Raw genomic sequence first — 14,706 nt, 5'->3', positions numbered from 1 at the left:
AAGCCTGAATGGCAAAAGCTCATTACCCAACGTGTTGGGATCACAGTCATTTTTTCGATATTGATGATGAAACGCTAACATTCGGATCATAAAACTCAAATTTACCGGTAAAATCACTACGTTAATAGCATCAAAACAATAAGCCCTAACAATATGGAACGCAGAAAATTTTTAACAGCAACTGCATTAACCGCCGGCTCGCTGGCTTTATTTGGCAAACGCAGCTTTGCCGGTATGCTGGCCGATCCTACCTATAAACTTACTGCCTTGCGCAGTAATGTGGGCATCTTTACAGAGCAAGGGGGAACCATTGCCTATATGGTAAATAAGGAAGGTATTGTAGTAGTTGATGCAGAGTTCCCGAACACGGCTCCACATTTGATTGCGGAGCTTAAAAAACAAAGCGACAAACCTTTCCAATGGCTTATAAACACGCACCATCACGGTGACCATACCGCGGGTAACATTTCTTTTAAAGGCCTTGTAAAAAATGTGGCTGCGCATGCTAATTCTTTAACCAACCAGAAAGCAGCTGCTGCCAAACAAAATGCGGATGATAAACAGCTTTACCCTGATACTACTTACACGGATAAATGGAAAATAAAAGTTGGTGATGAGCGTATTACTGCTCACTACTTTGGCGCGGGGCATACCAACGGCGACAGTTTTATTCACTTTGAGCATGCCAACATTGTACACTGCGGCGACCAGGTGTTTAACCGCCGCTACCCGTATATCGACCGCAGTGCAGGTGCATCATGCAGCCACTGGCCTTTAGCGCTTGAAGCCGCCCTAAAGCAGTTTGATAAGAATACCCTTTTTGTTTACGGCCACGCCTTTGACCCGGTAAAAGTTACCGGCACAGCCGAAGACCTGAAAATGATGCAGGATTTTATGATAAAGTTAGTCGCCTATGTTGACACCAGCATCAAAGCAGGTAAAAGCAAATCGGATATCCTCACAACAAAGGCAATCCCCGGCGTTACCAAGTTTCAGGGAGAAGGTATTGAACGCGGCCTTGGTGCAGCTTATGATGAACTAACGGGAGCTTAATATTAATCAATAGCCAATAAACTCTTTTTGATTGATCTTCACCATGCCTTTATCATCGGTGGTGCTGATATACATATCCACACGATAAAACTCGTTGTCAAACACAAAGATGTTATTATCATGGTTCACTCCCTGAAATTTCATGGTCATGTGGGCTCGTTTTGCCTGGGCTATCATGTTGATAATATGCTGCGGATCAAGGGTGGTGTAGGTTATCGTACGCAATACCGTGCCGTTGCCTAAAATGTTATTTACGCCTATAGTAATATTTTGCTGCTTAAGCTTAGGGTTCACCGATCGGAAATGCTCGATCCGTTTACCGTTTTTAGTTTCGATATACAGCTGCTTAAAGGCTTTGCCAAGTGTCAGATAAGTATGCGCCTGCCCGTCGGTAAGGTTGGTAAGGTTCGTCAGATCAAAAAACGATATGCTTTGTGCGTAGGTGACACCGCTTATGCCGACTAAAAACAGTAATATTAAATATTTCTTCATTAAATTTTCAATCGCAAATATAAGGATTTGTATGGGTGCCCTTACTCTCCCGGGTGATAGCTGCGCTCGGCATGCTTCAGCACATCCTCCTTATAAAATAAAACATTTTTAAAGTTACCGTCCAGGTACCCTTTTGCCTGGTCGGTAAAGTGTTTGGAGTCCGGATTAAACGAACTGCCGCCCGTAACAATCGACCGCGCTTTAATCCGCGGGCCAAACTCAATCGCCGCCAAAAAGCTGTTCCCCGAATACCCGTAGCGCTTTTGCGTATTTACCGCACGGCTTACAAACGATGGCAGTTGCCCAAAGTTTGATGATGTAGTACCCACTGGCAAACTCGGCAAGCTATCATCAAAGGTTATGCCATCTGCAGGGCGTTGATAGCGGTTAACATCGCCCCATTTGATTTTCCAGTCACCATAGCGAGTTTCCAGTGTTTTTACCGCATCAGCAAGCAGGTTAAGCTGTTTATCCGGTGATAAAGTTTGTAGGAGCTCGTGTATGCGTTTTACCTGATAGCTATTTTCACCCGCTTTTGGGGCAGGCAATACCCGCATTATGGCAGTTGCATACTCAACCCCTAAATTGGTTGCTACAGAGTTTGCAGCTGAATTCTTATCCCAGCGCTGTAATTCCTCAACAGGGCCGGTCAGTCTTTTCGCTAAACTATCAGGTGCATTTTTAAAGGCTGCAAACAATGGCGGCAGCACATCGTCAAACAACGCCAGGTAGTGGTTGTAACCTGTTGCAATAAGTCCGTCTAATGATAACTTACCAGCATTGCTTAACAACCGGGCCGCAAGGATCCCACGGTAATTCTCGTTATCAGGGGCCATATATAATGGGTATGCCGACTTATCGGGACTGGCCGTCCCTGATGCAGTAAATGGTGTTGAATTGCAATTTTGTATAAAGCCTGTTAACGGGTTGTATATATGCACCGTTTCGTTAACCGGGTGCAGCCCCTTCCACTCGGTGGCAGATGTGGAGCCATCTACCGGCAAGGCCCAGTTGTAAGCTGGATTGCGGCGTGGCATAAAATTGCCATACCACAATGCAATATTACCCTGGTCATCGGCATAAACAGTGTTGTTACTGGTATTTGAAACCAGGCCCATTGCTTTTTTGTACTGGGTAAACGTATTGGCTTTGGTTATTAGCCAAGATTCCAGCAGCGCATTGTACGACCGGTTGTTATGCCTAAGCGCCAGCCACTTCCCATCCCTTAACGCGAGCACCGGGCCGTGGTGGGTGTAATAACCTGTAATGTCGCGGTTAATTAACCTATCACCATCCTTTACATGCAAAGTTAACTGTCGGCTGGTAACAGGCCTTAGTTTACCATCATATTCGTACCACCATTTTCCATCTTTCTTGATCACTTTTTCTGCATAAACATCGCCAACATCGGCATTACTGCTGGTATGCATCCAGCCGCAGTGAGCATTGAAACCTTGATATATGAAGAATTGCCCCCAGGTTACGGCGCCGTAAGCATGAAGTCCTTCCTCGCTGTTTAGGCCCACCTCGCTACGAAAGTAAAACGGCACGTGCGGGTTGACGTACAGCATCGCATGTCCTGACGCCGATTTGCTGGGGGCTACCGCAAATCCGTTAGAGCCATTCTCCCGCTGTTCAAACATTTTAATATTCCGGGGCTGATAGCGCGACCCAAACTTTTGTGCATCACCATTATAAAAGGACTGTGTTTCGCGCGGAGAGATTTCGCCGGTTTCTGTGGCAGCTACACTTCCATCAGTAAACATAAGGGCATACCAGGGTTTAAAGCGGGTAAAAACCAGCGGCTTCACCTCCGGGTGCTTATACAGGTAATAATTCAAACCATCGGCGAATGCATCCATTAACCTTTTAAAATACATGGGACTGTTATTGTAATCGGCTATGGCACCGGCGCTGTCGGCAATCAGCTGCAGTTGAACATCATCGTAGAGTTTGCTCTCACCGTCTGCTTCGCTCTGTCTGCCAAGTTGATACAGGTAATTGCGTTCTATTCCTTTAAAATTGTCCTCGCATTGCGTATACATTAGCCCAAATACAACCGCCGCATCTGTTTTGGCATAAATATGTGGCACTCCGTAATCATCGCGAATAATGGTGACTGCTGCTGCTTGTGTTTTGAACCGGGCAATATCTGCCGCCCTAAATTTTTGTGCTGTTGCCATATGGGGTGACAGCAATATCGAAAGAAAAAAGAATTGCAATAAACGGGCGGCGTTCTTTAACATTTTAAAATGTTTTAGTAGAAGAATCAGAAACTAAAGTCACTAATTTAATAATTAAACATTACAGATGAAAAGCATTTTATGACAGGTTTTACGGCTGGTAGGCTATAAACCGCAACATTCCCGCCGCAAAATGTACATGATATAGTGCAACTTACACATGGGGGCTGGTGGTAATATTATACAGTTGTCAACCATTCACCTTTCCAAGTATATCTAACTGATTGATTATTAAATTATAAAAGCTTACAACATTTGGTATTGTTGATTTAAAATTACTCCTGCTTTCATTACGTATCAAGCTATTTAACTTCCTTAATCGCATTTTGCTACAGTAACGTCATCTTTAATGCTCCAATTTGTAACAATGTTAAATTTGTTCAATCAATGTGTATATTTGACACAACCCAATTATAGTTAAGATGTTTAGGTACACTTTTTGTAACTCAGAAACTGTAAACATGATTGTTTAACAGCTGTAGCCACTTAAGTGTACACTATAATGAGCTTGGGTAAACAAACATGTTATCTGAGATTTAGTTGATCAACATTATTTGAGAGATGATGTTGCAGGGCGTTCCGGGGTGAGATACGGAACGCTTTTTTTATTCCTATCAACTCCGGTCAAGGCTCCATTCTTTCTATACATCGCCATTACTAATGAAACCATGCGGTTGTAAGTATCCAAACCTTCGGGCTGATTGTTTGCTTTTAAAAAGTTGTCGTAAAATATACTACTGATCACATTTATCTGATTTTGATAGGATAGCCAGTAAAGGCGTTCGGCCTTAAAATCTTTTTTTACTTCCGGTGATATCAATAGCTTTAACTGCTTGTGGTTAACCGTATCCAATTGCCGCATGGTATGCATAAATTCGCCTACGGCCAGGTAATACCCGGAATAACGCAGCAATTTGTTTTTTGACGAGATAGCAGCAAGGTACCCCACAAAGTTAGCTTCGTCCTCCGCCCCGTACCCCATCTGATGGGACATTTCATGGCAGGCAACAAAAGGGCGGTTAAATACAGGCATCTGGTAATTCATTTGCGCTTCGGTGGTAAACGGATTGTAATAACCCGATGTGCCCAGATAATTCATCAACGGTGTAAGCAGCGAAGGTTTAATATCCGGACTGTATGTTTTAAAATTTACAGAACTATCAGACAGCTTTGTTACCGCACTAATAGCTGCTTTGTATATCATATCATTGCTTTGCTTCTTATCTACAACAGTAAGCCTGCTGCGCGACGTGTTGGCACTATCTATCAGGATGCGGGTAACTGCCTGCAGATCGGCGCTGGTAAATGCACTATCGGTTAGGTTCAAACGTTCAGCAGCACCTGGGCGGAAATAATTCATCCCCCAAAAAACATAAAATAGCAGCATACCCACTTGCACACCTATTACCAAGCCCAAAAAGCTGATCGCCGCTTGCTTAAAGCGCTTCTTAAACAACAGTTTTATGAGTTTAAAAACAGCGTACAGCAAATACGTAATAACGGTAATATAAAGAAGATCGCCCATGCTAAAAGGCAGCAGGTTGAACACCGGGTGTAGCACCTTGCAAACCATTGGGTAAAACCCTTGGGAATAATACCGTTCAACCGCATGCGGATGATTTGCCAATACCATTAACAGGTAGAGCACAAAGCTTAACAAGACTATGGTTATACCCCGTTTTACCAGGGAATTTTTTATTAGGCGGTAGGGCATGGGTTCTGGTAAATATAGCGCTAATACCTTATGCAATCATGGACTATTTAAAAGGTCGGAAATAAAAAAGCCCCCGTTCTCACGGAGGCTTTAAATGACTAAGTACTCAATTACTTGATAGAAACAGGCACCGATATTTTATCCCAGTTTAAAGTAAACCCATTAGCGTTGATCTTATATACCAGGCGTTCGTTCATTGCAGATGCTGTAGGTTTTACAGTTACGCGTAAAGCGTCTTTACTTTCGTCGTATTTAAAGGCACCCCATTGATTTGGAACTTTGTTAAAAATGATTGTCCAGGTAGTTTCTGTAGGAATAGCAAATAAGCCGTAAGAACCTGCAGGCAAAGCTTTACCTTGTACTTTAATATCTTTGCTGGTAGTGAACACGGTAGCTTGGTTAGCTCCGGCACGCCATACCTTACCATATTTTTCTAGTTCGCCAAAAACTTTGCGGCCTTTTACCGAAGGGCTGCCATAATTGATGCTAATGGTTGAGCCTGCAACTTTTGCACTTACGCTATCGCGCGGGCTTTCCAGTGGCTTTTGAGCAAATAATGATGTTGAAAAAATAAGCGCTATTACCATTAGTGTAGCTGCTTTTAATTGAAAATTGATTTTCATAAATGTTTGTTGATGTTAATTGCTAAAACTGTATAACGCGATTTAAATTACAACAAAGATGATATAATTTACTTTTGTACAAGATTTCAAGTAAAAAATTCGACAGAGAACTTTAAAACACGTTTTGAGTTCAAAAACTTTCGTTGGCCGTAAATGTTATATTCATGAACTCGCATTGCAGTTAGGAATTGACCGAAAGGTTAAACAATTGTTGTGAGTTTTTGCCCCTGCCCATGGCAGGGGTTTTTTTGTGCCATGTTTTAGCCTTATAGCTTTATCTTTGCTGTTCAACCTATTTAAATGGACCAAAAAAATAAGCCCTTTTACCTGATACTTTTTGTACTGGCATTGGTGGTAAATTTTGTTGGCATTGGTAACGATTTTTTTTCTGACGACCCGGGTTTATATGCATCGCTCGCTAAATCGATGGTTTACCAGGGAGATGTTATGCAACTGTTCAGCTACAATGTAGATTGGCTGGATAAGCCACATTTTCCGTTCTGGGCTGCATGTTTAAGCTTTAAATTGTTCGGCATTAACGTTTGGGCATACCGGTTACCGGCCCTGCTTTTCTTTTTATTAAGCCTTTTATATACCTGGTTATTTACCCGCAAATTTTACACGGAAGAAGTTGCTTACATAGCTGTTCTAATAGTAATGACTGCTCAGCATGTGCTGATATCTAACGTGGATGTGCGCGCTGAACCTTATTTAATGGGCCTGGTGATAGGCAGCATCTACCATATCGCTAAACTGCATGACCGATACACATTAACACATTTGCTGCTGGCGGCATTGCTTACCGCCTTCGCTATCATGACAAAAGGGATCTTTGTGATTGTGGCTATTTACGGTGCGCTGCTTGGCCAGTTGGTTTTTCAGAGAAGATTAAAAGAACTCATTAAACCTAAATGGTGGTTTCTGTTCCTCACAACATTTATATTTACAATACCCGAGTTATATTCGCTTTATGTGCAATTTGACTTGCATCCCGAAAAAGTGGTTTTTGGCAGGCAGGGTGTATCCGGCATTAAATGGTTTTTATGGGATAGCCAGTTTGGGCGCTTTTTAAACAGCGGCCCTATTCGACAGCAAAAATCCGGCGATATTTTCTTCTTTGTACACACCTTACTTTGGGCTTTTGCACCATGGTGTTTGTTCTTTTACTACGGATTATTCAAGAGCGTAAAAAGCATTGTGCAAAAGGTTACGTTGCCTGAATATTATACTATAGCCGGCGGGTTACTGCTTTTGCTATTGTTCTCGGCATCTAAATTTCAGTTGCCTTTTTACACAAACGCTATATTCCCACTGTTTGCAATTATAACTGCGCCGCACTTTTGCAGGCAATTGTCTAAAGCTGCTAACATTTACAGAAAGGCCACACAATGGCTGGCGATTATTTTGTTGCCCGCCCTGGCAGTCGCCATTCATGTGTTTTCGAAACCGCCATCACCAGTTTGGTTTTTTGTGGATTGTATTTTGATAGGTGCGATGGTTGTACTAATAATTACTAAAACGCCGAACTCCGGGCAAAGGGTTTTCATGTTGAATTGCTGTGCAGTATTATTTGCCAATTTGTATATGAACAGCACCTTTTTTAAGTTGTTAGCGGGATACAATGGGCAGATTGACGCGGCAAAATTTGTGAACGAACCTTCGAGCTTAGCTGCGCATTTATACTCTGTCAACGCATCAAACAATGTTTTTCAGTTTTACAGTAACCGCCCAGTGGATTATCTTGATCTTGCCGCTTTCAAAAAGTTCAAATCGGACAAGCCAACGATGTTCTTTTTTGGCCAGCCATCTATCGATTACTTAAACGCCAACCATGTTCAGTTCAAAGTAGTTAAAACTTTCATTAATTACCCGCAGGAAAATATTTTGCCCGCTTTTATTAACAAAGAAACCCGGCCAAGAACGCTTGACCGAGTTTATATAATTACTAAATAAATTACCCGATTACTGTACTTTATATTTTATAACGCTCCGGCCTAAATTGCCATTGCCATCTATTCCTTCAATAACCATTCGGTAATTGCCCGGTTTAGGCGGATTAACTACATCGAAGCTTGCATTACCATCTTTATCAGTCATCAAGTTTGGCTTCCACAAAACCGTTCCGTTGTAGTTATAAGTAGCGTCGGTGGCGGCGTAACGAGGGGTGTAAAATACGCGCCCTTTATAAAATCCCTGCGGCGATATCGATAATAAACCAGGTGACATTTCTACCGAGATAACTTTATCAAGATCGTCGCCGCCCTGCCGTGAAGTAAGTATCATTACCCCTCCTGCGGCCTGCAAGCCATAGATAGATGCGTTGGCACCCTTTAAAACCTCAACCCGCTCAATATCAGCGGGATTGTAATTGTCTACGCTTTCTATGCCGGTTGTTCCGTCAACGATAATCATCATCGGTAACATTCCCTGACCTGTTTGCCCTACCACCAAACTGTTTTTTAAATATGGCTGGCCGTTTTTAAAAGTTACCCCGCGTACCAAACCTGATAGCACATCAGATAATTTTACAGCGTGCTTAAAGTCCTTATACGTGATAACTTGATCAGCATTCCCTGCTCCGGCTAAGCTTGTGGTTCGGTACACACTCTTGCCATTTACATCAACCTGCTGTAGTTGCCTGGTTTTAGAGAGATCGGTATTAGATCGTGTAAGTATATTGGCAGGTAAATTATCTGCCAGCTTGTTTAACGGCTTGCCGTTGGGTAATGCTGCTATGCCGTCAAAAGTTCTATCAAGCATAATTTTGGTTTTAGATCTTAAGGCTTGATTTTCGGTCTTTAACAGGAATTTTGTGTTATCGTTAAACCCAAGGTCCCTAAAAACAAACTTCCCGTTGGCATCTGTCATCGCGGTTAATGATTGTCCGCTTGAGGCCAGCAACAAACTCAGCTTTTCGTTTGGCACAGGTTTACCTTCTTTAGTGGTCATGGTGCCGCTGATCTTTAAGCCGTTTTCGGGATTGTAAGCAACGGCCGGTGCAGGCTGATTCAACAGCTCATTCCACTCGAACCGGCGGTAACCTTGAGTGAGCATCAGCACATCAAGGCTTGCTTTTGCATCAGCGTTACTTGCCGTAAAATAATAGTTAGGCTGCTCAATGTTCCCTTTTAACTCAGATGAAAGTAAAAGTTCAGATAATATTGTCTGCTCCGCATTTTCATCTGCTGGCAGGCGGCTATCATCTGTAACCGCTACAGAAAAATATCCCGACGTTGTTTTGCCATCCCCGTCCTTTGCATTTAGGGCAATGCTTGTTTGTTGATTAGGGTAATAAGACTGCTTAGCATTAACGACAAGCTTTAGCAGGTCGGTATTTTGCACGAATGTAAGGCGTTCATTTAACGGCGTGCCGTCTTGCGAAAAAACAGTGATATGTACTATGCCTGTTTTAAAGTCTTTAACGGGAAGGTCCAACCCAATTACCTGGTTATCCAATATTGTTTTAACCGTTTTAATCAGCCCGCTGGCGTAAATTACGATAGTGATCTCTTTGTTTTTATTATCAAGATAATAGGGTTTATTGGCATTAATATCGATTGATAGCTTACCCGGCGTTTCATCATTCACCGCAAGCGCCATGCCTTTGATCTGCGCAGCCGGAAGATCTACCGTTGCCGCGGTACCATCAGGATAAGTTAGCTTGGCTTTGTAAGTTTTACCATCTTGTGGAGTCACAAAAAATTGCCCCATGCCCAGGCGTGTAGATGTGAATTTGGTTATTTCTTTATTGTTATTATCAACCACTGTACCTTTTACGTCAATGCCTATGCCATCACCACCGATAGCTTTGAAACCTATTTTAGATGGTACGGAATTTACGAAAGTTCCGCCCTCCGGGAAAAACTGTATGTCCACCTTTTTGTCTGCCGGCCTGGCGGCTGATACTTTGGAGATGCTGCGACCGGTAACTGGTATATTTTTATCAAAAATGTATTTACTGCCCTGGTTCTGCATCCATTGGGTGTATGCCCTTACGCGGTAGTTACCTTTTGGAATATAGTTGGGCAGCGACAGATCGCCCCAGGCTTGCCCATTGGTAAGTTGCAAAATTTGAGATTGCATCACTGAATCATTCTTGCTGATCAGCTCGACATGCAATACCCCGCTTATTTTCGAAAGTTCGTGCTTTTCTCCGGCCGTTATATAAGCTCTAAAATAGATGGTATCGCCAGGATCGTAATATGATTTATCGAATTGCAGGTAGGCTTTCTCGATCACTCTGTCGGTAGAGAGTGTTTGCAATTTAGTGACTACATCCTTAACATCGGCATTTTTTTGCTGGGAAACCACCTGGGCATGTAATTGCAACTGCATGCCAATAGCCAACAACACTATCAAAAAGGGCTTTTTCATAATGATAAGATAATAAGTAAACGAAAACGGGCCTTGGGCGCCGGTTAATAATTGGTATATGAATGTACTGATATACAGCACATTTACCAAATAATTATTTTCCGAATTACTTATCAGGCATGAGTTGGTTACTCATCTTTAATTTCTTCCCAGTAAACTGTTTGCTGGTAAATACCATTTTGAATCGCAACTTGCGTACGGATCCTGTCCAATTCGGCCTTGATCTCCTCAGCCGACAATTGGCCGCTTAGCGAATGGTAAAAAATAACATAGCCAGTTTTACTGTTTATGAATTTGTAGTGTTTATCAGCAGTATTCATGGTGATAATGCTTTATATACAAATACAATGCTAAACGGTGGCAATTTGTTTTACAAACGTATATAATACCTGTTAACGGCCACCGGCATCCGGTGAGGGAATATTATCACCCTTATCGTCTTTATCGCCCTTATCTTTATCCTTTGCAAATTCCAGTTTACCAAATTTATAACTCAATGTTATGCCAAAGCTTTGTAAGGGAATCTGACGCAAGCTGTTTTGATTAAAGCTTGGACCGAAAGTGTTAGATCGCAGGTTGATGTACTTGTTAAACGGATTGGCTGCCAGTAAACCTAAGCTCGCCTTTTTATTGAAGAACTGTTTACGAACCGCAAAATTGTAAAACAGAAAATACGGGCGTGTACCCTGTATATTTTTCTGCGACGAATTGTAGTTAACAAATCCTTCGGCGGTAAGATCTTTGCCAAACTGGTAGGTAGCATTTAAATTTACCCTGTAACCAATACCCGTTACCGACCCATACCCTACGCTGGTATTATTGCGGCTTACCAAAAACATGTTGGTGCGCAGGTTGAGTTTGCTGGTTACCGGTACCGATCCAAAAAAGTTAGTTCCTACACTGGTTTGGGTACCGATATTTGCCCGTTGCGTGAGTAAAACGTTTGTATAGTCGCGCCCGTTAACGTTCAATACCTCATACTGGGTTGTGAATGATTGGATATCATCATTGTTATGGCGATAAAATACACCGGCAGAAATATTTGCCCCGCTATCAAACGATTTATTATATCCCAGTTCAAGACCGTGACTTACTTCGGGTTTTAAATTAGGGTTACCGGTGCTGATGTTATGCGGATCGCTGATGTTGTAAAACGGATTTACCTCGCCGTAATCAGGGCGCTCAATACGGTAGTTATAGCTCAGTTTGATACTTTGCGAACCTGACAATTTATGCGATAAAGTAGCCGATGGTGCTACGGTGTTGTAACCAGGTATGTTCACACCCGGAAAATTGGCTTCAGTGTTGGTGTACTCGTTGCGAATACCGGCCTTTACATCCAGCCAGTTCTTAAACAACGAGGCCGAGGTAGATAAGTAAACCGCATAGATATTTCTTTTATAGTTAAACCCATAAGTTTGATCGGCATTGTTAATGTAACTGCCATTGTTAAGTAAACTATCTGTATTAACTGTGTTCTTTAAATTTTCGATCACAGCTTTGGCCCCACCTTCCAAGGTAAAGTTTTTGCTTACAGGATGGCTGTAGTCAATAGATATATTTGTTTCCCGGTCATTACCCGGGTTGTTGCCCCGCGAGCCTGATGTTGGATATCCTCCGGTAAGATAATCCTGCTCCTGAAAATAGTTCACCGTGTTTTTGCTATAGCTTGTGCTGTACAACACATCTAGTTCCTGACCTTCTTTAGCAAATGTTTTTTTATAGTTTAAACTGTAATCGGTAGAATTGGCGCTGAAACGGCTGTCGGAATTTCGCTGGCTCAGTAACTGCGATATTAACCCTCCTGCAGACGATCTCTCAGTTTCATCCTGGCTGGTCAATCCATAATTATGATTACCAAAATGGTTAAAACCTACAGTACCCGTCAATTCGTCTTTAGGCGTGATGCTCCAGTTTAAACTTAACCCTGTCTGGTAACTACTGCGGGTACCTGTATTGGTGCCCGATTGCAAAAGCCGCGTTGAATCGCCGGATGATGCGTCAAAACCCCTCCTGTCATTTGATGTCATGCCGGTAGTTTTACGCTGCGCATTACCGCTAAAATATGCATTAGCACCAAAGTTGCCTTTGCGGGCATTTAGGTTGAATGAGCCGTTAGATTGCCTGGTCCCTAAAGCGCCGTTAACGCTACCGTTAATGCCCGATACCTTGCTATCTTTTAATATAATATTGATAATCCCGCCCGTGCCTGCTGCATCATATTTTGCACCCGGGCTGGTTACAACTTCAATGCTTTTGATCTGGCTGGCCGGGATAGATTGCAAAGCATCCGCCAGGCTCGCACCGAAAATACTTGATGGCTTGCCGTTTATTAAAAAGCGGATGTTTGAATTGCCCTGCAACTCTACATTACCGTCAATATCTACAGAAACCTGGGGAACTTTTTTTAATACATCTAATGCAACACCACCCTGCGCGGTAAGGTCATTAGCTGCATTATAAACCATCTTGTCTATCTTGTTCTCAATTATCGGCGCTTTGGCGGTTACTACAACAGTGCTCAGCTGGTTTTGGATTGGCTTTAAAAGTAAGTTGCCCAGTGCGGCCGTACCACCAGCATTAACAGTTACATGCTCAGTAACGGCTTTGGTATATCCAATAAAATCAACGGTTAGCCTATAATCGCCGGCAGGTATGTTTTCAATTACAAAATTTCCTTTAGCATCGGTACTTATCCCGTTGAAAGGACTGGTGCTACCTTGCTTAAACAACGATAGGGTTGCATAATCTACCGGCAGCTTAGTAACTGCATCAGTAACCTTACCGCTTATTTTACCTTTGCCGTTATTTGTTTGGGCATTGACATTTAAAATCGATGTTATAAAAAAGATTGAAAAGATGTAAAGAACTGATCGCATAATGGTATTATTTTTTACTGGAGTGCAAAAATCTCACAAATCTTTGGATTAACGCTGATTTTTACCCCGCAACACGATATTGTTACATTTTGAAGTAATTTAAAATGCATCCCCAATGATAGTCTTGAATTTAAAACTTAAAATCTTAAGTGAATTCTATTTTAGATAAACTTCTGAGCAACTGATTAATTTAAAAGAAATAAATATTGCTGATTTTATAAATATTCCTAAAAAATATAATTAAAGTGATTACCTTAGACGTTAATCCCAAAAACAAGCGTTAACACACTATATGATTAAGAAAACTGATTTTGTTTACTCTTCGGAGTCAGAACCGCATCGAATTCGTACGAAAAAGATCTTGAAACAATTCCCGCAGTTGCGCCAGCTGATTGGGAAAAATCCAAACACAATATGGGCAATTATTGGCCTTGTAGCTTTCCAAGTAGTTATGGCCTGGCTTGTACGAGACCAAGCGTGGTGGGTAATAGTTGGCGCAGCCTACTTACTCGGCGCTTTTGCAGATCATGCCTTATTTGTAATGATACACGAGTGTACGCATCAATTATTATTTAAAAACCGTAACGCTAACCGCTTTGCATCAATGTTTGCCAACTTGCCGCAGATATTGCCAAGCGCCATTTCGTTTGAAAAATATCATATTAAACACCACTCGTTTCAGGGTGTGCATGAACTGGATGCAGATCTGCCAAATCGCTGGGAAGCTAAGCTGATAAGTAACTCATTCTTTGGAAAGGCTTTGTGGTTATTATTCTTCCCTGTTTTTCAACTATTCCGCTTATCCAGATTAAGGGAGATACATCCATTTGATGGCTGGATACTTACCAATTTTATGATCCAAGTGGTATTTACTGTGGCAATCTGGTACTTTATGGGCTGGGGTGCAATTGCATTCTTGTTGCTTAGTTTCTCTTTCTCAGTTGGGTTGCATCCGCTTGGTGCCCGCTGGATCCAGGAGCATTATCTTACCCATAGCGTTGAACAAGAAACTTACAGTTACTACGGTAACTTTAATGCTGTAGCCTTTAACGTAGGTTTCCATAATGAGCATCACGATTTTCCGTCAATCCCATGGAATAAATTGCCGGAAATAAAGAAAACTGCTCCCGAGTATTACGATACGCTTTATTATCATACATCGTGGACTAAATTGTTCTTCCAGTTTTTGTTCGATAGAGAAATCTCTTTATTTAACCGCATCCTGCGCCGCGAACGTGGCAAGGTAACGCTTACCGATGTTTCGAAACCAGATGCCGAAATGAGCTTTGGCACACCGCAAAAAGTTGCCGCCCAAGCCTGATAAGTCT

At 42.2% G+C, this 14,706-nt stretch carries 10 protein-coding genes; 3 read left to right on the top strand and 7 right to left on the bottom strand.

The window, feature by feature from the left end; translation table 11 throughout:
- The first annotated feature begins 153 nt into the window (after positions 1-153).
- Positions 154-1,053, top strand: coding sequence for an MBL fold metallo-hydrolase (locus ACE5CV_RS06780; RefSeq protein ID WP_374949413.1), 900 nt, complete (start codon positions 154-156; stop codon positions 1,051-1,053).
- 6 nt (positions 1,054-1,059) lie between these two features.
- On the opposite strand, the gene ACE5CV_RS06775 is transcribed toward ACE5CV_RS06780, so the two are convergent.
- The 4 genes from ACE5CV_RS06775 to ACE5CV_RS06760 form a co-directional block, all read right to left on the bottom strand.
- A complete protein-coding gene (locus tag ACE5CV_RS06775) occupies positions 1,060-1,545 on the bottom strand; it encodes a hypothetical protein (RefSeq protein WP_374949412.1) in 486 nt (161 codons plus the stop codon).
- A gap of 41 nt (positions 1,546-1,586) precedes the next feature.
- Positions 1,587-3,791 (bottom strand): penicillin acylase family protein, encoded by a 2,205-nt coding sequence (locus ACE5CV_RS06770; protein WP_374949411.1) that lies wholly within the window; start codon positions 3,789-3,791, stop codon positions 1,587-1,589.
- A gap of 547 nt (positions 3,792-4,338) precedes the next feature.
- A complete protein-coding gene (locus ACE5CV_RS06765; protein ID WP_374949410.1) occupies positions 4,339-5,502 on the bottom strand; it encodes a DUF3810 domain-containing protein in 1,164 nt (387 codons plus the stop codon).
- Positions 5,503-5,612: 110 nt separating this feature from the next.
- Positions 5,613-6,125, bottom strand: coding sequence for a DUF2911 domain-containing protein (locus tag ACE5CV_RS06760; RefSeq protein WP_374949409.1), 513 nt, complete (start codon positions 6,123-6,125; stop codon positions 5,613-5,615).
- Between the two features lie 300 nt (positions 6,126-6,425).
- On the opposite strand from ACE5CV_RS06760, the gene ACE5CV_RS06755 reads away from it, so the two are divergent.
- Positions 6,426-8,078 carry an ArnT family glycosyltransferase gene (locus ACE5CV_RS06755; protein ID WP_374949408.1) on the top strand — a complete coding sequence of 551 codons (1,653 nt, stop codon included), beginning with the start codon at positions 6,426-6,428 and terminating at the stop codon, positions 8,076-8,078.
- Between the two features lie 9 nt (positions 8,079-8,087).
- Here ACE5CV_RS06755 and ACE5CV_RS06750 read toward each other — a convergent pair whose 3' ends face one another.
- The 3 genes from ACE5CV_RS06750 to ACE5CV_RS06740 form a co-directional block, all read right to left on the bottom strand.
- The gene (locus tag ACE5CV_RS06750) at positions 8,088-10,499 is read right to left on the bottom strand and encodes a TonB-dependent receptor plug domain-containing protein (protein ID WP_374949407.1); all 2,412 of its coding nucleotides are present in this window, start codon (positions 10,497-10,499) and stop codon (positions 8,088-8,090) included.
- Between the two features lie 128 nt (positions 10,500-10,627).
- Positions 10,628-10,819 carry a hypothetical protein gene (locus tag ACE5CV_RS06745; RefSeq protein WP_374949406.1) on the bottom strand — a complete coding sequence of 64 codons (192 nt, stop codon included), beginning with the start codon at positions 10,817-10,819 and terminating at the stop codon, positions 10,628-10,630.
- Between the two features lie 72 nt (positions 10,820-10,891).
- Positions 10,892-13,378, bottom strand: a complete 2,487-nt coding sequence (locus ACE5CV_RS06740) for a TonB-dependent receptor domain-containing protein (protein ID WP_374949405.1) — start codon at positions 13,376-13,378, stop codon at positions 10,892-10,894.
- 292 nt (positions 13,379-13,670) lie between these two features.
- Here ACE5CV_RS06740 and ACE5CV_RS06735 point away from each other — a divergent pair, with 292 nt between their 5' ends.
- Positions 13,671-14,699, top strand: coding sequence for a fatty acid desaturase (locus tag ACE5CV_RS06735; protein WP_374949404.1), 1,029 nt, complete (start codon positions 13,671-13,673; stop codon positions 14,697-14,699).
- Positions 14,700-14,706 lie beyond the last annotated feature (7 nt).

The organism is Mucilaginibacter sp., assembly GCF_964263795.1.
GTDB lineage: Bacteria > Bacteroidota > Bacteroidia > Sphingobacteriales > Sphingobacteriaceae > Mucilaginibacter.
This window is presented reverse-complemented; position numbering and strand designations above follow the sequence as displayed.

Coding starts and splice junctions, on each gene's coding strand:
- ACE5CV_RS06755 (WP_374949408.1), top strand. CDS start 6,426: ATGGACCAAAAAAATAAGCCCTTTTACCTGATACTTTTTGTACTGGCA.
- ACE5CV_RS06735 (WP_374949404.1), top strand. CDS start 13,671: ATGATTAAGAAAACTGATTTTGTTTACTCTTCGGAGTCAGAACCGCAT.
- ACE5CV_RS06770 (WP_374949411.1), bottom strand. CDS start 3,791: ATGTTAAAGAACGCCGCCCGTTTATTGCAATTCTTTTTTCTTTCGATA.
- ACE5CV_RS06765 (WP_374949410.1), bottom strand. CDS start 5,502: ATGCCCTACCGCCTAATAAAAAATTCCCTGGTAAAACGGGGTATAACC.
- ACE5CV_RS06745 (WP_374949406.1), bottom strand. CDS start 10,819: ATGAATACTGCTGATAAACACTACAAATTCATAAACAGTAAAACTGGC.
- ACE5CV_RS06775 (WP_374949412.1), bottom strand. CDS start 1,545: ATGAAGAAATATTTAATATTACTGTTTTTAGTCGGCATAAGCGGTGTC.
- ACE5CV_RS06780 (WP_374949413.1), top strand. CDS start 154: ATGGAACGCAGAAAATTTTTAACAGCAACTGCATTAACCGCCGGCTCG.
- ACE5CV_RS06740 (WP_374949405.1), bottom strand. CDS start 13,378: ATGCGATCAGTTCTTTACATCTTTTCAATCTTTTTTATAACATCGATT.
- ACE5CV_RS06750 (WP_374949407.1), bottom strand. CDS start 10,499: ATGAAAAAGCCCTTTTTGATAGTGTTGTTGGCTATTGGCATGCAGTTG.
- ACE5CV_RS06760 (WP_374949409.1), bottom strand. CDS start 6,125: ATGAAAATCAATTTTCAATTAAAAGCAGCTACACTAATGGTAATAGCG.